Below are 20,522 nucleotides of genomic sequence, written 5' to 3'. Positions count from 1 at the left end.
GTCATAGTTCCTTGTCTACTTGTTGGCCAGCTCGGCGGCCTTGTCGGCGCCGGCGTCCATGGTGTCGGCCTGGATGACCAGGGGGTGGTTCGCCTCGTCGAGGATGCGACGACCCTCTTCGACGTTGTTGCCGTCGAGGCGAACGACGAGCGGCTTGTTCGCACTGTCGCCGAGCTTCTTGAGCGCGCCGACGATGCCGTTGGCCACCGCGTCGCACGCGGTGATGCCGCCGAACACGTTGACGAACACGCTCTTCACCTGGCTGTCGCCGAGAATGACGTCGAGTCCGTTGGCCATCACCTCGGCCGACGCGCCGCCACCGATGTCGAGGAAGTTGGCCGGCTTGACGCCGCCGTGCTTCTCACCGGCGTAGGCCACCACGTCGAGCGTCGACATGACCAGACCCGCGCCGTTTCCGATGATGCCGACCTCGCCGTCGAGCTTGACGTAGTTGAGGTCGTTCTCCTTGGCCTTGAGCTCCAGTGGATCGGTCGCGTCCTTGTCCTCGAACTCCGCGTGGCCGGGCTGCCGGAAGTCGGCGTTGGCGTCGAGGGTGACCTTGCCGTCGAGCGCGAGGATCTGATCGTCGGGCGTGCGCACCAGCGGGTTGACCTCGACGAGGGTCGCGTCCTCGCCGACGAACACCTCCCAGAGCTTCTGAATCGTCACCGCGGCGGCGTCGAGCACCTCGGCGGGCAGGTGACCCTTCTCGGCGATCTCACGGGCGAAGGCCAGGTCGACGCCCTTGACGGCGTTGACGGGCACCTTGGCGAGACGCTCCGGCTTGGTGGCGGCGACCTCCTCGATCTCCATGCCGCCCTCGACCGAGCACATGGCGAGGTAGGTGCGGTTCGAGCGATCGAGCAGGAAGGAGATGTAGTACTCCTCGGCGATGTCGCTCGCTTCGGCGACCAGCAGCTTCTTGACGATGTGGCCCTTGATGTCGAGGCCCAGGATGTTGGTGGCGTGCTGATGAGCGTCTGCGGGCGTGGCAGCAAACTTGACGCCACCGGCCTTGCCGCGGCCCCCGACCTTCACCTGCGCCTTCACCATGACGGGCTTGCCGATCTCCTCAGCAATCGCCTTGGCGTCGTCAGCCGATTCGGTCACCCGGCCGGGGGTGGTGGGTACGTTGTGCTTGGCGAACAGTTCCTTCGCCTGGTATTCGAATAGATCCATTGTGCTTTACCAGGATTCCTGTCTGTCTGCGTTGACTCTCGGACTGACTTCCACGGGTTCGGGCCTAGAAGGCTCGAGGGAACTTTATCCACACCCGCTCAGCCCACCCGCACCGCCTACCACTCATGTGGCAGATCTCACCGGGCCCCATTGGTGATACAAATCACAATATTCCGCGGAATTACCGCTCGGGTTGCCACCAACATTGGATTTTGGTTAACGTGCCTGTGGTCTTGATAACGGACAGGTCACGACGACAAGGACATTTGGGTTGGCATCGCATAGTTCGTCCCGCTCTCCACGAAGAGCTTCGACGAACGCCCGGCCCGCGGTATTCGACGCCGACGTCACCGACATCATCCCCTTCAACGAGTTCGGCGATCTGTCCGAATCCGTGACCGACCTGGACTTCTGCAACTCCTCGGCGTTCGACCGGGAAGCGCGTGTCATCAGCGCGCCCGAGCTCGACGACCTGCACCACACCGACGATCTGGTGCCGTTGCGACTCGTCGTTCCCTCGGAGTTCGCCGCCGCGCCCGGTGCCGAGCGCCGGTCACGGGCCTACCGCGACAGCCGGACCGACATCAGCGACGGCATGGACCAGACCGACGTCATCGACATGCGTCGCGGCGGGTCCCATCGCAAGCTCAACGACGGTCACGTCAAGGGCAAGCTGGTCGCCGCTGCGATGGCGATCGGCGCGACCGCAGCCGGCGGCTACACGATGGCCACCGCGACCAACACCCCCGAGGCCGACGCTCTGGTGGCCGCGGGCCCCGGCGCGTTCGTCGATGAGAGCGTCAGCACCTCCGGCGGGGGCATGCAGATCGTCTCCGTCGCTCCCGCCGCCAGCTCGGCCATCCACAGCGAGGAGCTCGCCAAGGGCGCCGCCTTCGCAGCCGAGCGCGCCGAGCGTGAGGCGCGGCTCGCACGGCCGTTGTTCGAGATGCCCACCCGCGGCGTCTGGACGTCCGGCTTCGGCTACCGGTGGGGCGTCCTGCACGGCGGCATCGACATCGCGAACTCCATCGGCACCCCGATCCTGGCTGCGTCCGACGGCGTCGTCATCGACGTCGGCCCCACCGCCGGATACGGCGCCTGGGTCAAGCTCCGGCACTCCGACGGCACCGTGACGCTGTACGGCCACATCAACACCTGGCTCGTCAGTGAGGGCCAGCGCGTGATGGCGGGCGACCAGATCGCCACGATGGGCAATCGCGGTAACTCGACGGGGCCGCATCTGCACTTCGAGGTGCTCGTCAACGGCAGCGACCGGGTGGATCCCACCCCGTGGTTGGCCCAGCGCGGCCTGAGCCCCGGCAAGTACTCCGGCTGACGCCGACTACTCTGGCCGAGTGACCTCCGGCGGCGATTCCGACCGCACCCAGATGATCCGGCGCGAGCCCGATACCACTCTCGCGCCGACCACCGCCGCGGAGATCCCGGACGCCGACGCCCCGCAAACCAGCATCATCCGCCGTCACCCCACCGGGTCGTTCCCCGTCCTCCCCGAACCGCCGGTCGACGAGATCGCCACCAGCTACCTGCCTCGGGCAACCCCGGTCGAAGTTCCCGCGCCGCGACCGCCCAGACCGGATCCCCGTGCGGCTGTCGCGACCGCGGCGGTCAGCATCCTCAGCGGCTGGGCGACCGCCGTCATCGCCACGTCCCTGATCTCGGCCTGGTGGCGCACCGACGAGTTGTTCTGCGTCGCAATAGGTTTCCTGGCGGCAGTATCAGCGGGAGCGACCATCGGCGGGCTCATCTCGCTGCTGCTGCGCCGGCGCGTCGGCCGTCTGCTGATCATCGTCGGCGCGTTCGTCGCGGTCATGATCTTCGCCGGCCTGTTCGTCGCGGGTGCCGCGCTGCCGACCATCGTGTACGCCATCCCGCTGCTCCCGATCGCCAGCGTGGTGCTCGCCGCGCTGCCGGCGACCGGCCGGTGGTGTCGCTAGCCGGCTGTTACAGCTTCTGCACCGGCGCGTGGTTGTGCATCAGCTTCACGCGTCCCGCACTGCCGAAGTCGATGAGCGACATCGCGGACTCCCCCACCCCGGACACCTCCTCGACGCGGCCCAGGCCGTACTTGTCGTGGGTGACGCGATCACCGGGTTCGAGCGTGATCGGCGGCCGTTTGTTGCCACTGGAGCGGGCGGGGGACGGCCGGGGGTTGTTGCCGAACCGTCCTGCACCGGAAACGGGCGCGCTCATCGCCGACGGTGGCGCTTCCACCCGGCGCCAGTCGATGAGCTCCTGCGGGATCTCGCGCAGGAAGCGCGACTCCGGATTGAGCATCGGCTGACCCCACGAGGACCGGACCTTGGCCCGGCTGAGGTAGAGCCGCTGCCTGGCGCGAGTGATCCCGACGTAGGCGAGCCTGCGCTCCTCGGAGAGTTCCATCGGATCGCCGAGAGCGCGCATGTGGGGGAACATGCCGTCCTCCCACCCGGTGACGAACACGACCGGGAATTCGAGCCCCTTGGCGGTGTGCAGCGTCATCATCGTCACGACGCCTTCGCCGTGCTCGGGGATGCCGTCCGCATCGGCCACCAGCGACACCCGCTCGAGGAAGGCGGCGAGAGCGCCGGTTTCGGGGATGTCCTCGTCGACCGGATCGTCGGACTCCTCGCGCAGCGCGGTGGCGTTGGCCAGGTCGATGCTGAATTCGTGTGCGACGCTGACGAGTTCGTTCAGGTTGTCGAGCCGGGCCAGATCCTGCGGGTCACTCGACGCTTCGAGCTCACGCCGGTAGCCGGTGCGGTCGAGCACCGCCTCAACGAGGTCGCCGAGCTCGTCGCCGAGCAGGCCGCGCAGCCCGTCCACGAGTTCGACGAACGCCGCAATCGCCTTCTCCGAGCGGGTGTTCAGCATCGGCACCCGGCCCTCGGCCGCGGCCTGCAGCGCGTCGTTGAAGCTGGCGCCGGTGTTCTCGGCGTACACCGCCACGCACGCCTCAGCGCGGTCGCCGATGCCGCGGCGCGGCGTGTTGAGGATGCGCCGCATGCTGACCGAGTCGCCGGGGTTGTCGAGCACCCTCAGGTACGCGACGATGTCGCGAATCTCCTTGCGCTCGTAGAACCTCACGCCGCCGACGACCTTGTAGGGGATGCCGGCGCGGATGAACACCTCCTCGACGGCGCGCGAGTTGTTGTTGGTCCGGTAGAAGACGGCGACGTCGTTGTACGAGATGTCACCGCGGTCGTGCAGGGTGTCGATCTCGCCGGCGACGAACCGGGCCTCGTCGTGCTCGTTGTCGGCGACGTACCCGACGATGAGCTCGCCCTCACCGGAATCGGTCCACAGCCGCTTCTCCCGACGGCCGGTGTTGCGGGAGATGACGGCGTTGGCCGCCGACAGGATGTTCTGCGTCGACCGGTAGTTCTGTTCCAGCAGAATGGTTTCCGCGTTCGGGTAGTCCCGCTCGAAGTCCTCGATGTTGCGGATCGTCGCGCCCCGGAACGCGTAGATGGACTGGTCGGCGTCGCCGACGACGCACAGCTCCGCCGGCGGTACCTCGGTGTCGGTGAGATCGTGGCCGACCAACTCGCGCACCAGGACGTACTGCGCGTGGTTTGTGTCCTGGTACTCGTCGACGAGGATGTGCCGGAAGCGGCGCCGGTAGTACTGGGCGATCTGCGGGAACGCCTGCAGCACCGCGACCGTCTCGCCGATCAGGTCGTCGAAGTCGAGGGCGTTAGCCGCGCGCAGCCTGCGCTGGTACTCGCCGTAGACCTCGGCGACGATGCGCGGGAGCTCCTCCTCGGCCTCGGTGGCCTCGGTGAGCGCCTGCTGCGGGTCGACCAGCTCGTTCTTGTGGTTGGAGATGCTGTTGGACAGCAGTCGCGGCGAGTACCGCTTGGTGTCCAGGCCCATGTCCTTGCCGATCATCATCAGCAGGCGGCGGGAGTCGTCGGCGTCGTAGATCGAGAAGTTCGAGTTCAGCCCCGGCAGCAGCGAGGCCTGGTTGCGCAGAATGCGCACGCACGTCGAGTGGAACGTCGACACCCACATCGACCGGGCGCGGGGCCCGATCAGCCCGACGACGCGCTCGCGCATCTCGGCGGCGGCCTTGTTGGTGAACGTGATGGCGAGCACCTGTCCGACACCGACGTCGCGGGCGGCCAGCAGATAGGCGATCCGGCGGGTGAGGACGGCGGTCTTGCCCGAGCCGGCACCGGCGACGATGAGCAGTGGCGAGCCCTCGTGCAGCACGGCCTGCCGCTGCTGGGAGTTGAGGCCGTCGAGGAGCTCGTCGGTTTCGGTTCGCGCGGGAAGCACAGTCATATCGTCGCCGAATCTACCGCTGCCGGGCGACACATTGCATCGACGCGACCGGTGGTGGCACACTCAATCCGTGCTTAATGCGCAGGGACGATTTTTCTACGGGTACCGGCCAGCGGTGCCCGTGGTCTAGCTGCTCCCCAGTCAGCCCCGCGGTCCGCATCCGGATCCGGGGCTCTTTTGTTGTCGAGGCCCGAAACCGGTTCGGATCGCACACCCCCAACGCAACCCCGAAACGACAAGGAACCCGACATGAGCGTAGAAACTGAAGCCATGGCCGACATCGACGACCTTCGCCTCGAGATCGACACCCTCGACGCCACCATCCTCGCGGCGGTCAAGCGCCGCACCGAGGTGTCGCAGGCCATCGGCAAGGTCCGGATGGCGTCCGGCGGCACCCGGCTGGTGCACAGCCGCGAGATGAAGGTCATCGAGCGCTACAGCGAGCTCGGCCCTGACGGCAAGGACCTCGCGATGCTGCTGCTGCGCATGGGCCGCGGCCGCCTCGGCCACTAGGACCTGAGCCGCCTCGGCCACTAGGGCTTGGCGAACCCCGCCGCGTCGAGCACCTGCTGCCCCCGCTCCCCGGTCACGTAGCCGACGAACCTGCTCGCCAGCTCGGGGTCGGCGGCGTCCTTCAGCGACGCGATCGGGTAGGTGTTGACCGCGTCGGTCGTCTCCGGGAACGCCACGGCGTCGACCGAGTCGCCCGCGCCCTTGGCGTCGGTGACGTAGACCAGGCCGGCGTCGGCCTCGCCCGAGGTGACCTTGTTCAGCACATCGGTCACCGAGGACTCCTCGCTGACCGGGTTGAGCGTCACGGCGGTGGCCTTCTCGATCTTCTCGGTGGCCGAACCGCACGGCACCTGCGGGGCGCAGACGACGACGTCGAGGCCCTCGCGGGTCAGGTCCGTGAAACCGGTGATCCCCTCGGGGTTTCCGGGGGCGACGGCGATGGTGAGCGTGTTCGACGCGAAGTTCACCGGATCGCCTGAGAGCAGGTTCGCCTGGGCGGCCTTGTCCATGTTCCCGGCGTCGGCCGAGGCGAAGACGTCGGCTTTCGCGCCCTGCTGCAACTGGGTGACGAGGTCCGAGGATCCCGCGAAGGAGAATTCGACCGAGGTTCCGGGGTTGTCGGCCTCGAAGCGCTCGCCGATGTCGGTGAACGACTGCTTGAGCGATGCCGCGGCGAACACCACCAGGTTGGTCGCACCCTCGCCCGCCGTCGCGGGCTGCGAGCCGGAGCCGCAACCGGCGACCAGCACCACCGCCATCGCCGCGGCGAAGGCAAGGGCGGCAGGACGTTTCACCAGGTTCCTCCGGGCGTTTCGACGATGACGGTGGTGGCCTTGACGACGGCGGTGGCGACGCTGCCCGGCTCGAGGCCGAGCTCACGCACGGCGTCGGTGCTCATGAGCGAGACGACCGTGAACGGGCCGCAACGCATCTCCACCTGGGCCATCACCTTGTCGGCGGTCACCTTCGTGACGAGGCCGGCGAAGCGGTTGCGCGCCGAGCTGCCGACCGCGACGGGGTCCCTGGGTACCCGGCCGCCCTGGGCGCTGACGAACCGCGCCAACTCGGCTCCGTCGAGCACCTTGCGGCCGGAGTCGTCGGTGCGCACCGACAGCTGGCCGTCGTCGACCCAGCGTCGGACGGTGTCGTCGCTGACCCCGAGCAGTTCAGCGGCGTCGCGGATGCGGATGGACGGCACACCCCGGATATTAGCCGCAGGTGCGGATGAATACGCCCTCTCCAGCCGCAGCCGCGGAGCCCGTGCCTAGTTCGTCAACGCGATGTACTTGATGTCGAGGTACTCGTCGATGCCCTCGGAGCCGCCTTCGCGGCCGAAGCCCGATTCCTTGACACCGCCGAACGGCGCGGCCGGATCGGAGATGACACCGCGATTGACACCGACCATGCCCGCCTCGAGCGCCTCGGCGACGCGCAGCGCCCGGTCCAGCCCCTGGGTGTAGATGTAGGCCGCCAGACCGTATTCGGTGTCGTTGGCCGCGGCGATGCCCTCCTCCTCGGTGTCGAAGCCGATCACCGGGGCGACGGGCCCGAACACCTCCTCCTTGAAGATGCGCGCGTCGGCGGTAACGTCGGCCAGCACGGTCGCCGGGTAGAAGTGCCCTGGCCCGTCCGGCGCGGCGCCGCCGACGGCGACCCGTGCGCCCTTGGACACGGCGTCGGACACCAGGTCCTCGACGGTGGCGACCTGCTTCTTGCTGATCAGCGGACCCAGGGTCGACGACTCGTCCAGCCCGTTGCCGAGCTTGTACTCGCTCATCCGCTTCACCAGCTTCTCGGTGAACTCCTCGCGCACCGCGTTCGCGACGTGGAAGCGGTTCGAGGCGGTGCAGGCCTCGCCGCCGTTGCGCATCTTGGCCAGCAGGGCGCCGTCGACCGCGGCGTCCAGATCGGCGTCGTCGAACACGATGAACGGTGCGTTGCCGCCCAACTCCATCGAGGTGCGCAGCAGCTTGTCGGCGCTCTGCTTGACGAGTGCCTTGCCTACGCCGGTGGAGCCGGTGAACGTCAGCTTGCGCAGCCGGCCGTCGTCGATGAGGGCCGTCGTCAGATCGCCCGGCTTGGTGGTCGGCAGAATCGAGAGCACGCCCTTGGGCAGCCCGGCCTCGTCCATCAGCTTGGCGAGCAGCAGCATCGTCAGCGGCGTCTCCTGGGCCGGCTTGATCACCATCGTGCAACCGGCCGCCATCGCCGGGCCGATCTTGCGGGTGCCCATCGCCAGCGGGAAGTTCCACGGCGTGATGGCCAGACACGGGCCGACGGCCTGCTTGGTGACGATGATGCGGCCGGTGCCCGCGGGGCTTCGCGTGTAGCGGCCGTCGATGCGCACGGCCTCCTCGGCGAACCAGCGGAAGAACTCGGCGCCGTACTTCACCTCGCCCATGCTCTCGGCGACGACCTTGCCCATCTCGAGGGTCATCAGCGTCGCGAACTCCTCGGCACGCGCGGTGATCGCTTCGAACACCGAGCGGAGGATCTCGCCGCGCTCACGCGGCGGCGTCGCGGCCCACTCCTTCTGCACGCCCGCGGCGGCGTCGAGTGCGGCGATGCCGTCCTCGGGGGTGGCGTTGGCGATGGAGATCAGGACCTCGTCGGTCGCGGGGTTGAGCACGTCGAAGGTCGACGATCCCGGTCGTTCCTCACCGCCGATCCAGAGTCCGGTCGGAACGGATGACAGCAGCTTTTCGATGTCCATGCATCCATCATTTACACCTTCATTCAGCGCTCCGCACTAGGGTCGAAGGAATGACCGATGCCGTGGATATTTCGTCAACGCCAGCATGGAACGCGCTCGCCCGCCACCACGATCAGATCGCGGACAAGCACCTGCGGGAGTACTTCGACGAGGACCCCGAACGCGGCCGCGAGCTGACGCTGACCGTCGGCGACCTGTACATCGACTACAGCAAGCACCGAGTCACCCGCGAGACGCTGACGCTCCTCGTCGACCTGGCCAGGGCCGCCGATCTGGAGGCCAAGCGCGACGCCATGTTCGCCGGCGCGCACATCAACACCTCCGAGGATCGCGCCGTGCTGCACACCGCGCTGCGACTGCCCCGCGGTGCGGAACTCGAGGTCGACGGTCAGAACGTCGTGGCCGACGTGCACGAGGTGCTCGACGCGATGGGCGACTTCACCGATCGGCTGCGCAGCGGCGAGTGGACCGGCGCGACGGGTGAGCGCATCAGATGCGTCGTCAACATCGGCATCGGCGGCTCCGACCTCGGCCCGGTGATGGTGTACCAGGCGCTGCGGCACTACGCCGACGCGGGCATCTCGGCCCGCTTCGTGTCGAACGTCGACCCCGCCGATCTGGTGGCCAAACTCGACGGGCTCGATCCCGCCACAACGCTTTTCATCATCGCCTCCAAGACGTTCTCGACGTTGGAGACGCTGACGAACGCGACCGCGGCGCGGCGCTGGCTGACCGACGTGCTCGGCGACGCCGCGGTGGCGAAGCACTTCGTCGCGGTGTCGACGAACAAGAAACTGGTCGACGACTTCGGCATCAACACCGACAACATGTTCGGCTTCTGGGACTGGGTCGGCGGGCGGTACTCGGTGGACTCGGCGATCGGGCTGTCCGTCATGGCGGTGATCGGCAAGGAGCGGTTCGCGGAGTTCCTGGCGGGCTTCCACGTCATCGACGAACACTTCCGGACCACGCCGCTGGAGGCGAATGCGCCTGCGCTGCTGGGCCTCATCGGACTCTGGTACAACGAGTTCTTCGGCGCCCAGTCACGCGCGGTGCTGCCGTACTCGAACGACCTGGCGCGGTTTGCGGCGTACCTGCAGCAGCTGACCATGGAGTCCAACGGCAAGTCGGTGCGCGCCGACGGCTCCCCCGTCACCACCGAGACCGGCGAGATCTACTGGGGCGAACCGGGAACCAACGGCCAGCACGCCTTCTACCAACTGCTGCACCAGGGCACCCGGCTGATTCCCGCCGACTTCATCGGTTTCAGCCAGCCCACCGACGACCTTCCGACGGCCGACGGCACCGGCAGCATGCACGACCTGCTGATGAGCAACTTCTTCGCGCAGACGCAGGTGCTGGCGTTCGGCAAGACGGCCGAGGAGATCGCGGGCGAGGGCACGCCCGCAGACGTGGTGCCGCACAAGGTGATGCCGGGCAACCGGCCCACGACGTCGATCCTCGCGACGCTGCTGACGCCGTCGGTGGTCGGCCAGCTCATCGCGCTCTACGAGCATCAGGTGTTCACCGAGGGCGTCATCTGGGGTATCGACTCGTTCGACCAGTGGGGTGTCGAACTCGGCAAGACGCAGGCTAAGGCGCTGCTCCCGGTCATCACCGGGGACGCGTCACCCGCGCCGCAGACCGACTCGTCCACGGATGCACTCGTCCGCCACTATCGCTCCGAACGCGGCCGCACTGCGTGATTCGTGCACGCGCAGGAGCGGTCAGCGCTCTGTGGTGTGCACGAACCGCGAGATCACCAGACGCGGACGTAGTCGATCAGCATGTCGGCGGGGTAGGTGCCGCCCGACGGGTCGCCGCCGCCGGAGCCCGCGATCGCGAGGTCCATCACCGGGTAGAACGTGTAGCCCGGCGTGTTGAACTGCCAGCCGGGCAGCGAGTCGGCGGGCACGTTGAAGTACGGCTGCGCGCCGTCGGTGTAGTCCTTCCAGAACCGCATCCCGGCGTCGTCCCACTGCACTCGCCACGTGTGCCACGCGCTGTCGACGGCGATGGTCTGGCTGACGTGTTCGCCGCCGTTCAAATTGGCGTGCACCGTCGAACCGGGTGCCCAGCTGCCGTTGCCGTACCACTCCATGACGTCGACCTCGCCGCCGTTGACCGGGTTGTTGTTGGCGAGGTACCACGCGGGCCAGGCGCCGGGGGTGATGCAGTTGCACTTGATGCGGGCTTCCCAGTTGTGCCCGATGCCGCCGCGGTAGGTGCCGAACACCTTGCCGCTGTAGTAGGTGTCGCCGTCCTTGGCCGCGTGGAAGACCAGATTCGACTTGCCGTCGACGTACACGTTGCGGCGGTCGTCGCGGTACTGGCCGACGTTCTCCGGAAGCTCCCAGAACGTCGGGTCCTCCATCGACTCGCGCTCGGTGGCGATCTCCCACTTGGACCGGTCGGGAGCCGAGCCCGCCGGCCCGTCGAAGTGATCCTCGAACAGGTACTTGCCGCTCGGCGGTGGCGCCGCCGGTGGCGACCCGTCCCACGGGGCGGCCGCGGCCTCCGCGAGAGGCAGCGTTGCCCCCAGCAGACCGATTCCGGTCATCGTGAGCATCGTACGCCGATCGAGTTGAGGCATCGGGCTATCAAAACACCCGAACCCGGGAACGGTTCCTACTCCGGATCGGGGTCGCGCCGCGTCCAGCCGAGGATCATCGCAGGAGTCGAGCCTCCGACGAGGAGGACGGCCAGCGCCATCAGTCCGCCCGCGTAGGCCATGTTCTCGTCGGTGCCGCCGGTGATGGCGGCGCCGAAGATCAGGTAGGCGATCGGGATCATCATCAGGTTCTGCGTCACCGTCAACCCGATGGATCGCGCGCTGTTGCGTTGCGCGACCTCGTACTCGTCGAGCGTGGCCTCGGGGGCGTCGCTTTGACGGCCCAATACGATCTGCAGCGCGACCCACATCGGCATGAACACCGCACACGCCGGAAGCCACAGCAGTGCAACCCATTTCACGCCGAACGCGTACACCACTCCGACGGCGAACATGAACGCGAACGTGACCGCGAGGCCGATGACGAGCGAGCGTCGCCGACGCTGTGTGCGCCAGCCCGGCAGGGACTGCGCGGTCTTGCGTTGGTGCTCGGTGAAGCGCCGGGTGCGGTAATCCTGATAGCGGTCGAGCAGGTTCTGTTGCGTCATCCCTCTCACGTCCTTCCGTAGAGCTCGGCCGACAACGGCGTGAAGGCGGAGCGCGAGAAGACGGCCTCCACGGGCAGGCCGAACACGTCACAGATCCGGAACGCCAGATCGAGGCTCGGATAGTGATCGCCACGCTCGAGCGCTCCCACGGTCTGCGGGTTCACGTCGACGAGCGCTGCGAGCTCCGCCCGCGTCATCCGCCGCTCGGCGCGCAGCACGCCGATGCGGTTGTGAATGGGAAGATTTTCCCCACGTCTCACCGGGCTCATACAACTAAACGTTAGGAAAACCCAACGCTCACGTCAAGCCGTTCTGCGATTTTCGGTCAGGCGAAGTACTTGGTGAAGCGCGGTGGCAGCACCTTCATCACTTCGACCAGCGGCCACCAGGGCCAACCGGGGACGACGGCGCGGCCCTTCTCGTTCTCGATGGCGTTGACCATCGCGCGGACGCCGGTCTCGTTGTCGACCATGAGCATCGTCGAGTTGGACTTCGCGGTCATCTCGGACTCGATGTAGCCCGGTTCCAGCACGGTGATCTTGATCGGCCCCGACGGGTACTCGGCCCGCAGCGACCCGCCGAGCGACGTCACGCCCGCCTTGCTCGCGGAGTAGGCGGCCTTGTGACCGGGCACGCCGACGTTGCCGAGCACCGACGACACCAGCACCAGGTGCCCGTGGCCCGCGGCCTTGAACATCTCCAGCGCCGTCTCGATCTGGACCAGCGCCGCAACGAGATTCGTTTCGAGGGTGGCCTTGTTCGCCCACAGTTTGCCGCCGCCGAGTGGATACCCCTTGCCGATGCCCGCGTTGACGATGACGCAGTCCAGGCCGCCGAGTTCGTCGGACATCTCGGCGAACACCTTCGGCACCGCCTCGTGATCGTTGACGTCGAGCGCTGCGACGGCGACCTTGATGCTCGGATACCGCGCCGTGAGCTCGGCTTTCAACTCGTCCAGATTGTCGACGCGACGTGCGCACAGGGCCAGGTCGCGGCCCTTCGCGGCGAACTGGCGGGCCATACCCGCGCCCAAGCCCGAGCTCGCGCCGGTGATGAGGATCTTCTGCCGAGTCATGCGTGCAGAATAGCTGGACTCGACAGGTGTCAAGAAATCGGTGAACGAAGATGGAGTCCGTGAAACCCGCCATCCCGGTCCTGGCCGCACTCCTGCTCATCGCCGGAGCACCCGCGGCCCACGCGGACGACGACAACCCTCTGCACCTTCTCGTCGACACCGCGGCCCAGCGCCTGCAGACCGCCGATCCCGTCGCCGCCTACAAGTGGGTCAACGGCGGGTCCATCGAGGATCCCGCTCGGGTGGCGCAGGTGCTCGACACCGTCGGCGCCGACGCCTCGAACCGCGGCATCGACCCGGCCTACGTCCGGGAGGCCTTCGAGAACCAGATCCACGCGACCGAAGGGGTCCAGTACATCCTGTTCGGACACTGGAAGTTCGTCCCCGCCGCCGCGCCGGCCAGTGCGCCGGACCTCGCCGAATCACGCACGGCGATCGACGGTTTCAACAAGTCGATGGTCGCGGAGATGGCGGCGCAGTGGGGAGTGCTGCACGGTCCGACCTGCCCGGCCGCCCTGGACGCGGCCAAGCGCACGGTCGCCGCTGAACGCGGCCTCGACCCGCTGAAGGTGGACGCGCTGGCCGTGGCGACCGCGTCGTACTGCTGACACCTACTTGAGCAGCTTCGACATCCGCCGGTCGGCCAGCACCTTGCCGCCCGTCTGGCACGTCGCGCAGTACTGAAACGACTTGTCGGCGAACGACACCTCGCGCACGGTGTCGCCGCACACCGGGCAGGGCAGCCCCGTGCGGGCGTGCACCCGCAGACCGGACCGCTTCTCGCCCTTGAGCGTCGCCGCCCCCTGCCCCACCGACCGCGACACCGCATCGGTCAGCACGCCGATCATCGCGCTGTGCAGATCCGCGAGTTGGGCGTTGGTGAGCTTGCCCGCCGTCGCGAAGGGCGACAGCTTCGCCACGTGCAGGATCTCGTCGCTGTACGCATTGCCGATCCCGGCGATCACCTTCTGGTCGGTGATCACGGTCTTGATGCGCCCGGTGTTACCCGTGAGCACCGCCGCGAGCCCATCCGGATCAAGCGACAGCGCGTCGGGTCCGAGCCCCGCGATCTGCGGCACCGTCGCCGGATCCCCCACCAGCCAGACCGCGAGCCTCTTCTGGGTGCCGGCTTCGGTGAGGTCGAATCCCGGTGCCTCGCCGGGTGTTCCGAGGTGGACGCGCAGTGCGATCGGTCCCTTGCCGGGCTTCAGCGGTGCGGGCGCCAGCTTGTCCGACCAGCGCAGCCACCCAGCCCGCGACAGGTGGGTGATCAGATGCAGGTCGCCCACCTGCAGGCCGAGGTACTTCCCCCAGCGATCGGCGCCCGTGACCTCCCGGCCGTAGAGCGCGGTGACGGGTGGATCGAACGTCTTGAGCACCGAGAAGGCCGACACGTCGATCCGTCCCACTGGCAGTCCGACGGCGTTGCGGCGCAGGTGGTCCGCCAGCGCCTCGACCTCGGGTAGTTCCGGCATGACGTCCAGTGTGCACCGGTTACGAGCGCGAACCCACCCGATCGCCGTCGGGCAGCACCAGCGAGAGCAGCCAGCTGACGATCGACAGGACGATCGCCGCCCAGATCGCCGTCCACCAGAAGTCGTCGATGTACAGGCCCCAGTGCGTGGTGTTCTCGGTGATCCACGACGTGATCCAGAGCATCAGCGCGTTGATGACGATGTGAATGAGGCCGAGCGTGAGGATGTAGAGCGGGATCGAGATGAACTGGACGATCGGCTTGATGAACGCGTTGACGACGCCGAAAACGAGCGCCACGACGAAGATGATGCCGACGTACTGCAGTGTGGTGTCGCCGCCGATGATCTCCACGCCGGGAACGACGAGCGTCACGATCCAGAGCGCGACACCCGTCAGCGCGGCACGAACCAGGAATTGCCCCATGCGGTTGATCTTGTCATCTTCAGTGGCGCCCCGCGGGCTATGCCGGTCGCAGCAGGTACGTGTCCATGATCCAGCCGTGCCGCGCTCGGGCCTCTGCCCGCACGTCGACGATGCGCTGCCCGACGTCCCCCACCGAGCCCGCGACGAGCAGTTCGTTCGCCGTGCCGAGGTAGGCGCCCCACCAGATGCGGGTGTCCGGCGGGCAGTCGAGGAACGCGCAGTCGCCGTCGAGCATCACGACCGAAGCGCCCGTCAACCCGTCGGCGCGCAGCCGGCGTCCCGTCGTGATGAGCACCGGTTCGCCGATGTCGTTGAGCGGGATGCGATGTCGCGCGGTGAGCGCCTGGATCGCGGTGATGCCGGGGACGACGTCCCAGCTGAGGTCGACACGCTGCGCGACGAGGTCGAGGATTCGCAGCGTGCTGTCGTAGAGCGACGGATCACCCCATGCGAGGAAGGCCCCGACCCCGTCGTCTCCCAGCTCGTCGGTGAGCGCGCGCGCCCAGACGTCGGCGCGCGCGGCGTGCCAGTCGGCGACCGCCTGGTGGTAGTCGCCGTCGCGGGCGCGCGGCGGGTCGGCCAGCTCGACGAAGCGGTACCGCGGCTGATCGATGAATCGTTCGCAGACCTCGCGGCGCAGCGCCACCAGGTCGTCCTTCGCGTCGCCCTTGTCCATCGCGAAGAACACGTCGACGCTGTTCAGCGCCGCTACGGCCTGGGCCGTCACGTAGTCGGGGCCGCCGGCGCCGATGCCGATGACGCGAACGCGGCGCGTCACGGAACCCGAAGTATCCGGTACCGGGGGTATTGACATGTTGAGAGCGGCGTCATTAGGTTCTGGAGCATAGCTGCGGCGAGAGGACTGCCATGACGAGCTCCGTGAGGTCCAACTCCCCCACGCGCGAGGAGTTCTCGGAACGCCTCCTGCGCGGGTCGGTGAAGAAGTACTACGAACCCGTCGTCGACATCGACTGGGACGCACCGCTGGATCCCGACAAGTTCTATCTGCCGCCGAAGCTCGTCTCGCTGTACGGCACCCCGCTGTGGGACACGATGACCCGCGAACAGCAGATCGAGCTGTCCCGCCAGGAACTCGTCAACACGCTGTCGGCGGGCATCTGGTTCGAGAACATTCTCAATCAGGGCATCCTGCGCAAGCTGATGCACGAGGACCCGACCAGCAACGCGACGCACTACGCGCTCACCGAGATGGGCGACGAGACCCGCCACATGGTCATGTTCGGCAAGGCCATCGAGCGCATGGGCGTGAAACCCATTGCGCCGAAGCGGTATCAGCGGATGATCATCAACGCGGTCCCCCTCGGCTTCAAGGGGTCGGTGTTGTGGGTCGCAGCGCTCATCGGCGAGGAGATCTTCGATTCGCTGCAGCGTCAGATGATGGACGATCCGCAGCTGCAACCGATGGTGCAGCGGCTCATGCGGATTCACGTCACCGAGGAGGCCCGGCACATCCAGTTCGCCCGTGACGGGGTGCGCAAGCGCATCGACGACATGCCGCGGTTGAACCGGTGGTGGATCTCGACGATCAACGGGATCGGGGGCCCGTTCTTCCGGTACATCTTCAGCAACCCGGTGATGTATCGGCGCGTGGGACTCGACTGGCGGCAGGCGCGGCGCACGGCGCGACGCAGCCCGCACCGGCACGAGATGCAGATCTCGGGCTTCGCCCCGCTGGCCGCCTTCCTCGAGGAGGTGGGCCTGATGGGCCCGATCGCCCGGATGATGTGGCGGCGCAGCCACTTCCTGCCCGCGAAGACCCCCCGCGTAGCCGTCGAGGCGCCGACGGGACCGGCGCCCGACGAGGTCTACGACGGGCCGGCGAACATCAAGGTGTCCGACGAGGAGCACGCGGTGCGGGTCCGCCTCACCGGCAGACTGGATCCCGTTGACGGTAAATACCATTGGCGCGGAACGGTTTTCGGTGCACTGCCCGAGGACGTGCTGCGCCGCCCGGAGGCGCTGCTGACCGCCAACGGCCGCACCGCGGCGGCACGCCTCACCGAGCGCACTCCGCAGGGTGGCTACTCGGTGACCGGCGTGGGCGCGCCGCCCTTCGGCTGACGCAGCCCCCACCCGATCAACCCGACCGCGAGGACGGCGCCGACGCCGCCCGAGATCAACAGCGGCAGTTCGCCGTCCGCCCCCCACAGCAGACCGGCCCACACTCCGGCGATCAGGATGGCGAAGCCCGAGGCGCCCTGGAACACCCCCTGGGCGCTGGACTGCACATCGCGTCCGACCAGTGATGAGATCCACGCCTTGCCGACCCCGTCCGTGCATCCGGTGAAGACACCGTAGGCGGCGACCAGGAGCCACGCCGTCAGCGTGTCGTCGGTCAGGCCGAGCCCGCCGTAGCCGACGGCGAAGAACACCATTCCGATGCCGAACACCAGGGGCTTCGACAGCCGGTCGGCGAGCACCCCGGCCGGATAGCTGACGATCGCGTACACGGCGTTGTAGCCGACGTAGGCCAGGATCACCTCGACCACCGAGAAGCCGATCTCGTTGAGCCGCAACAGTAGTAGCGCATCGGGGAAGTTGACGACACCGAAGGCGATCAGGACCCCCGCCACCCGCCAGTAGCCGCCCGGCAGGTCCTTCACGTGCGCGAAGATCCCCGCGCGGACCGCCGTCACCGCGCGGCGCTTCTCCCGCGTCGCGAATACCAGCGCCACGCTGAGCACCGCGGGCACCACGGCGATCCACAGCAGCGGCGCGATCCGGTGGTCGAGCAGTTCGTATCCGACGAGCCCGAGCAGCGGACCCACGACCGCGCCCGCGGTGTCCACCGCGCGGTGGAAACCGAACACCCGGCCACGGGCGGAGTCGTCCACATCGGCCACCAGCAGCGCGTCGCGTGGCGCACCCCGCAGGCCCTTCCCCAGTCGGTCCACGACTCGGCCGGCCAGCACACCGGGCCACGCCGCGAACGCCGCGACCATCACCTTGCCGAGCGCCGCCAGCCCGTAGCCGGTCGCGATCAGCGGACGCTTGGCGTAGCGGTCGCCGAGCGGGCCGGAGGCCAGCTTGGTCAGCGCGGCCGCGCCCTCGGCCGCACCCTCGATTGCTCCGACCACGGCAGGCGGCGCGCCCAGCACCGTCGTCAGGTAGATGGGCAGTAGTGGATAGAGCAGTTCGCTGGCCGTGTCCTGCAGAAACGACACCGCCGAGAGCACCCGGACGTTCCTGGTGAGCCACGGTCTACTTACGTTGCTCATCCGGCCCGCCTGTTCCGTATCGCAGAACTAGAACGTGTTCTAGTATCGGGTTCATGCGGTTCACCTATGCGGAAGCCATGACCGATCCCAAGTACTACATCCCGTTGGCCAAGGCCGCCGACGAGGCCGGGTATCACGGGATGACCATCGCGGACAGCGTCGCGTATCCCGAGGTTTCGGACTCCAAGTATCCGTACACCGAGGACGGGAACCGCGAGTTCCTGGACGGCAAGGCGTTCATCGAGACGTTCGCCCTGATCGGCGCGCTGTCCGCGGTGACGACGAAGCTGCACTTCAACATCTTCGTGCTCAAGCTGCCGATCCGCCCGCCCGCCCTGGTCGCCAAGCAGGCCGGCTCGCTCGCGGCGATGTTCGACAACCGCCTCAACCTCGGCGTCGGCACCAGCCCGTGGCCCGAGGACTACGACATCATGGGCGTGCCGTTCGCGCGGCGCGGCAAGCGGATGGACGAGTGCATCGACGTCATCCGCGGCCTGACGTCCGGGGACTACTTCGAATACCACGGCGAGTTCTACGACTTCCCGACGTTCAAGATGACACCCGCGCCGAGCAAGCCGATCCCGATCCTCATCGGCGGCCACGCCGACGCCGCACTCAAGCGCGCCGCCCGCAACGACGGCTGGATGCACGGTGGCGGCGACCCCGCCGAACTCGACCCGCTGCTGGCCAAGCTCGCCAAGTACCGGGAGGAAGAGGAGCGCATCGGACTGGCCGACGAGTTCCAGATCCACGTCATCTCGATCGACGGGTTCACCCTCGACGGCGTCAAGCGCCTCGAGGACAAGGGCGTCACCGACGTCATCGTCGGCTTCCGGATCCCGTACATCATGGGACAGGACACCGAGCCGCTCGACGACAAGATCCGCAACCTGGAGTGGTTCGCCGAGAACGTGATCGCGAAGGCGAACGGCTAGTAGTCCGGAAGGCCCTTCTGCAGCTTCGCCATCACCTGCTCGAGGTTGAAGGTCGCCGACTTCTGCCGTTGCGGGAACTCGACGAGGGTCTGCAGCATCTCGGCGACGAACGCCTGCGCCGGCGTGAACAGGTAGATGCGGTCGAGCATCCAGTCGAAGTAGGTGTTCGACGTGATGTCGGCACGCTCGTATGGGTCGGTGCGCAGGTTGAACAGCTTCGGTGCGCGCAGTTCGACGTAGGGCTCCAGCCAGATCCGCAGCGTTCCCACAGCGCGCTGCTCCATGAACACGACCTTCCAGTTGTCGAAGCGGAGCGCGGTCAGGTCGCCGTCGTCGGAGACGTAGAAGAAGTACTTGCGCGGGCTCTCGTCGACCTCGCCGGTGAAGTACGGCAGCTGGTTGTGTCCGTCGAGGTGCACCTTGTACGTCGTGCCGTTCAACTCCGTTCCCGCGCGCAGCTTCTCGGCGATGTCGGGCACCCCGGCGGCCGCCAGAAGCGTCACGAACCAGTCGTTGTGGCTGACGATGCCGTTGAGCACGCTGCCCGCCTTGATGCGGTTCGGCCAGCGAACCAGCGCCGGAACCCGGTACGCGCCTTCCCAGTTCGAGTTCTTCTCGTTGCGGAACGGTGTCATGCCGGCGTCCGGCCAGCTGTTCATGTGGGGGCCGTTATCGGTGGAGTACATGACGATCGTGTCATCGGCGATGCCCAACTCGTCGAGCAGGTTCAGCAGGTCGCCGACGACGTCGTCGTGGTCGAGCATGGTGTCGTGGTACTCGGACTGCCACCTGCCCGCGCGGCCGACGCTCTCGGGCTTCGGGTGGGTGCGGAAGTGCATGTGCGTCGAGTTGAACCAGACGAAGAACGGGGTCTCGGCGTCGTGCTGGCGCTTGATGAAGTCGATTGCCGCGTCGCGGAATTCGTCGTCGCAGGTCTCCATCCGCTTCTTGGTCAGCGGGCCGGTGTCCTCGATGCGCTGCGTGCCGTCACCGTTCGCCCAGGTGTGCAGCACGCCGCGGGGGCCGAACTTCTTCCTGAACTCCGGATCCTTCGGGTAGTCGACGTTCTCCGGTTCCTCTTCGGCGTTGAGGTGATACAGGTTGCCGAAGAACTCGTCGAAGCCGTGCATGGTGGGCAGGAACTCGTCGCGGTCGCCGAGGTGGTTCTTACCGAACTGTCCGGTCGCGTAGCCCTGCGCCTTGAGCGCGGTGGCGATGGTCGGATCCTCGGCCTGCAGCCCGATCGGTGCGCCCGGCAAGCCGACCTTCGTGAGCCCGGTGCGATAGGGATTCTGTCCGGTGATGAACGCGGCGCGTCCCGCGGTACAACTCTGCTCGCCGTAGTAGTCGGTGAACATCGCGCCCTCGGTCGCGATCCGGTCGATGTTGCGGGTGCGGTAACCCATCACCCCGTTGCTGTAACAGCTCAGATTGGTCTGGCCGATATCGTCGCCCCAGATGATCAGGATGTTGGGTTTGTCAGCCATGGGCCCGCCTCACGTGTCGTCAACGCCGCCTTCCGGACG

Annotated in this window: 21 protein-coding genes; 7 read left to right on the top strand and 14 right to left on the bottom strand. The window is 67.4% G+C overall.

All coding sequences use genetic code 11. The annotated features are described in order from the left end of the window. Positions 1-15: 15 nt before the first annotated feature. Entirely contained in the window at positions 16-1,179 is a 1,164-nt protein-coding gene (gene sucC / locus NM203_RS06095) for an ADP-forming succinate--CoA ligase subunit beta (RefSeq protein WP_255058816.1), read from the bottom strand. Positions 1,180-1,450: 271 nt separating this feature from the next. On the opposite strand from sucC, the gene NM203_RS06090 reads away from it, so the two are divergent. Further along, positions 1,451-2,515, top strand: coding sequence for a M23 family metallopeptidase (locus NM203_RS06090; RefSeq protein ID WP_255058815.1), 1,065 nt, complete (start codon positions 1,451-1,453; stop codon positions 2,513-2,515). A gap of 52 nt (positions 2,516-2,567) precedes the next feature. Further along, the gene (locus tag NM203_RS06085) at positions 2,568-3,134 is read left to right on the top strand and encodes a hypothetical protein (protein ID WP_255059133.1); all 567 of its coding nucleotides are present in this window, start codon (positions 2,568-2,570) and stop codon (positions 3,132-3,134) included. A gap of 7 nt (positions 3,135-3,141) precedes the next feature. On the opposite strand, the gene pcrA is transcribed toward NM203_RS06085, so the two are convergent. Next, positions 3,142-5,463: a DNA helicase PcrA gene (gene pcrA / locus NM203_RS06080; protein WP_255058814.1), complete on the bottom strand. Its 2,322-nt coding sequence runs from the start codon at positions 5,461-5,463 to the stop codon at positions 3,142-3,144. Between the two features lie 249 nt (positions 5,464-5,712). Here pcrA and NM203_RS06075 point away from each other — a divergent pair, with 249 nt between their 5' ends. Further along, a complete protein-coding gene (locus tag NM203_RS06075) occupies positions 5,713-5,976 on the top strand; it encodes a chorismate mutase (protein WP_255058813.1) in 264 nt (87 codons plus the stop codon). A gap of 20 nt (positions 5,977-5,996) precedes the next feature. Here NM203_RS06075 and modA read toward each other — a convergent pair whose 3' ends face one another. The 3 genes from modA to NM203_RS06060 form a co-directional block, all read right to left on the bottom strand. Then, positions 5,997-6,734 (bottom strand): molybdate ABC transporter substrate-binding protein, encoded by a 738-nt coding sequence (gene modA / locus NM203_RS06070; protein ID WP_303624271.1) that lies wholly within the window; start codon positions 6,732-6,734, stop codon positions 5,997-5,999. A 32-nt stretch (positions 6,735-6,766) separates the two neighbouring features. After that, complete coding sequence (locus NM203_RS06065; RefSeq protein ID WP_255058811.1) at positions 6,767-7,174, bottom strand: TOBE domain-containing protein; 408 nt, start codon at positions 7,172-7,174, stop codon at positions 6,767-6,769. A 66-nt stretch (positions 7,175-7,240) separates the two neighbouring features. Next, complete coding sequence (locus NM203_RS06060; RefSeq protein WP_255058810.1) at positions 7,241-8,689, bottom strand: NAD-dependent succinate-semialdehyde dehydrogenase; 1,449 nt, start codon at positions 8,687-8,689, stop codon at positions 7,241-7,243. Between the two features lie 50 nt (positions 8,690-8,739). Between NM203_RS06060 and pgi the strand changes: the two genes are divergently transcribed. Next, a complete protein-coding gene (gene pgi, locus NM203_RS06055; RefSeq protein WP_255058809.1) occupies positions 8,740-10,395 on the top strand; it encodes a glucose-6-phosphate isomerase in 1,656 nt (551 codons plus the stop codon). A 53-nt stretch (positions 10,396-10,448) separates the two neighbouring features. Here the strand turns inward: pgi and NM203_RS06050 are convergent, their stop codons facing one another. Genes NM203_RS06050 through NM203_RS06035 form a run of 4 tightly spaced genes read right to left on the bottom strand, consistent with a single transcriptional unit; the run spans position 10,449 to position 12,923 of the window. Then, positions 10,449-11,282 carry a glycoside hydrolase family 16 protein gene (locus NM203_RS06050; RefSeq protein WP_255058808.1) on the bottom strand — a complete coding sequence of 278 codons (834 nt, stop codon included), beginning with the start codon at positions 11,280-11,282 and terminating at the stop codon, positions 10,449-10,451. Between the two features lie 35 nt (positions 11,283-11,317). Continuing rightward, on the bottom strand, positions 11,318-11,848 hold the full coding sequence (locus NM203_RS06045) for a hypothetical protein (RefSeq protein WP_255058807.1): 531 nt from the start codon (positions 11,846-11,848) through the stop codon (positions 11,318-11,320). 5 nt (positions 11,849-11,853) lie between these two features. Next, positions 11,854-12,117 carry a helix-turn-helix transcriptional regulator gene (locus tag NM203_RS06040; protein WP_255058806.1) on the bottom strand — a complete coding sequence of 88 codons (264 nt, stop codon included), beginning with the start codon at positions 12,115-12,117 and terminating at the stop codon, positions 11,854-11,856. A gap of 56 nt (positions 12,118-12,173) precedes the next feature. Next, positions 12,174-12,923: an SDR family oxidoreductase gene (locus NM203_RS06035; protein ID WP_255058805.1), complete on the bottom strand. Its 750-nt coding sequence runs from the start codon at positions 12,921-12,923 to the stop codon at positions 12,174-12,176. Between the two features lie 50 nt (positions 12,924-12,973). On the opposite strand from NM203_RS06035, the gene NM203_RS06030 reads away from it, so the two are divergent. Continuing rightward, positions 12,974-13,531, top strand: coding sequence for a chorismate mutase (locus NM203_RS06030; RefSeq protein ID WP_255058804.1), 558 nt, complete (start codon positions 12,974-12,976; stop codon positions 13,529-13,531). 3 nt (positions 13,532-13,534) lie between these two features. On the opposite strand, the gene NM203_RS06025 is transcribed toward NM203_RS06030, so the two are convergent. From NM203_RS06025 to cobF, 3 genes are read right to left on the bottom strand one after another with little or no spacing between them, the layout of a single operon-like run. Next, the gene (locus tag NM203_RS06025; protein WP_255058801.1) at positions 13,535-14,398 is read right to left on the bottom strand and encodes an Fpg/Nei family DNA glycosylase; all 864 of its coding nucleotides are present in this window, start codon (positions 14,396-14,398) and stop codon (positions 13,535-13,537) included. A gap of 19 nt (positions 14,399-14,417) precedes the next feature. Then, positions 14,418-14,822, bottom strand: a complete 405-nt coding sequence (locus NM203_RS06020) for a phage holin family protein (RefSeq protein ID WP_255058800.1) — start codon at positions 14,820-14,822, stop codon at positions 14,418-14,420. Between the two features lie 37 nt (positions 14,823-14,859). Then, positions 14,860-15,636: a precorrin-6A synthase (deacetylating) gene (gene cobF, locus NM203_RS06015; RefSeq protein ID WP_303624185.1), complete on the bottom strand. Its 777-nt coding sequence runs from the start codon at positions 15,634-15,636 to the stop codon at positions 14,860-14,862. A gap of 53 nt (positions 15,637-15,689) precedes the next feature. Here cobF and NM203_RS06010 point away from each other — a divergent pair, with 53 nt between their 5' ends. Then, the gene (locus NM203_RS06010) at positions 15,690-16,904 is read left to right on the top strand and encodes a diiron oxygenase (RefSeq protein ID WP_255058798.1); all 1,215 of its coding nucleotides are present in this window, start codon (positions 15,690-15,692) and stop codon (positions 16,902-16,904) included. Here the strand turns inward: NM203_RS06010 and NM203_RS06005 are convergent. Next, the gene (locus NM203_RS06005) at positions 16,865-18,061 is read right to left on the bottom strand and encodes an MFS transporter (RefSeq protein ID WP_255058797.1); all 1,197 of its coding nucleotides are present in this window, start codon (positions 18,059-18,061) and stop codon (positions 16,865-16,867) included. The genes NM203_RS06010 and NM203_RS06005 overlap by 40 nt on opposite strands. A 53-nt stretch (positions 18,062-18,114) precedes the next feature. Between NM203_RS06005 and NM203_RS06000 the strand changes: the two genes are divergently transcribed. Continuing rightward, entirely contained in the window at positions 18,115-18,996 is an 882-nt protein-coding gene (locus NM203_RS06000) for an LLM class flavin-dependent oxidoreductase (RefSeq protein WP_255058796.1), read from the top strand. Here the strand turns inward: NM203_RS06000 and NM203_RS05995 are convergent. Further along, positions 18,993-20,483 (bottom strand): arylsulfatase, encoded by a 1,491-nt coding sequence (locus NM203_RS05995; protein ID WP_255058795.1) that lies wholly within the window; start codon positions 20,481-20,483, stop codon positions 18,993-18,995. The two genes, NM203_RS06000 and NM203_RS05995, sit on opposite strands and share 4 nt — an antisense overlap. Positions 20,484-20,522: the final 39 nt, after the last annotated feature.

Source organism: Mycolicibacterium arenosum, assembly GCF_024320865.1.
Taxonomy (GTDB): Bacteria; Actinomycetota; Actinomycetes; order Mycobacteriales; family Mycobacteriaceae; genus Mycobacterium; species Mycobacterium arenosum.
This window is presented reverse-complemented; position numbering and strand designations above follow the sequence as displayed.

What these genes read in the sequence shown, in the direction of transcription:
- sucC (WP_255058816.1), bottom strand. Translation starts at nt 1,179, where the DNA reads ATGGATCTATTCGAATACCAGGCGAAGGAACTGTTCGCCAAGCACAAC.
- NM203_RS06085 (WP_255059133.1), top strand. Translation starts at nt 2,568, where the DNA reads ATGATCCGGCGCGAGCCCGATACCACTCTCGCGCCGACCACCGCCGCG.
- pcrA (WP_255058814.1), bottom strand. Translation starts at nt 5,463, where the DNA reads ATGACTGTGCTTCCCGCGCGAACCGAAACCGACGAGCTCCTCGACGGC.
- NM203_RS06075 (WP_255058813.1), top strand. Translation starts at nt 5,713, where the DNA reads ATGAGCGTAGAAACTGAAGCCATGGCCGACATCGACGACCTTCGCCTC.
- modA (WP_303624271.1), bottom strand. Translation starts at nt 6,734, where the DNA reads ATGGCGGTGGTGCTGGTCGCCGGTTGCGGCTCCGGCTCGCAGCCCGCG.
- NM203_RS06060 (WP_255058810.1), bottom strand. Translation starts at nt 8,689, where the DNA reads ATGGACATCGAAAAGCTGCTGTCATCCGTTCCGACCGGACTCTGGATC.
- pgi (WP_255058809.1), top strand. Translation starts at nt 8,740, where the DNA reads ATGACCGATGCCGTGGATATTTCGTCAACGCCAGCATGGAACGCGCTC.
- NM203_RS06050 (WP_255058808.1), bottom strand. Translation starts at nt 11,282, where the DNA reads ATGCCTCAACTCGATCGGCGTACGATGCTCACGATGACCGGAATCGGT.
- NM203_RS06045 (WP_255058807.1), bottom strand. Translation starts at nt 11,848, where the DNA reads ATGACGCAACAGAACCTGCTCGACCGCTATCAGGATTACCGCACCCGG.
- NM203_RS06040 (WP_255058806.1), bottom strand. Translation starts at nt 12,117, where the DNA reads ATGAGCCCGGTGAGACGTGGGGAAAATCTTCCCATTCACAACCGCATC.
- NM203_RS06035 (WP_255058805.1), bottom strand. Translation starts at nt 12,923, where the DNA reads ATGACTCGGCAGAAGATCCTCATCACCGGCGCGAGCTCGGGCTTGGGC.
- NM203_RS06030 (WP_255058804.1), top strand. Translation starts at nt 12,974, where the DNA reads ATGGAGTCCGTGAAACCCGCCATCCCGGTCCTGGCCGCACTCCTGCTC.
- NM203_RS06025 (WP_255058801.1), bottom strand. Translation starts at nt 14,398, where the DNA reads ATGCCGGAACTACCCGAGGTCGAGGCGCTGGCGGACCACCTGCGCCGC.
- NM203_RS06020 (WP_255058800.1), bottom strand. Translation starts at nt 14,822, where the DNA reads ATGGGGCAATTCCTGGTTCGTGCCGCGCTGACGGGTGTCGCGCTCTGG.
- cobF (WP_303624185.1), bottom strand. Translation starts at nt 15,636, where the DNA reads ATGTCAATACCCCCGGTACCGGATACTTCGGGTTCCGTGACGCGCCGC.
- NM203_RS06010 (WP_255058798.1), top strand. Translation starts at nt 15,690, where the DNA reads ATGACGAGCTCCGTGAGGTCCAACTCCCCCACGCGCGAGGAGTTCTCG.
- NM203_RS06005 (WP_255058797.1), bottom strand. Translation starts at nt 18,061, where the DNA reads ATGAGCAACGTAAGTAGACCGTGGCTCACCAGGAACGTCCGGGTGCTC.
- NM203_RS06000 (WP_255058796.1), top strand. Translation starts at nt 18,115, where the DNA reads ATGCGGTTCACCTATGCGGAAGCCATGACCGATCCCAAGTACTACATC.
- NM203_RS05995 (WP_255058795.1), bottom strand. Translation starts at nt 20,483, where the DNA reads ATGGCTGACAAACCCAACATCCTGATCATCTGGGGCGACGATATCGGC.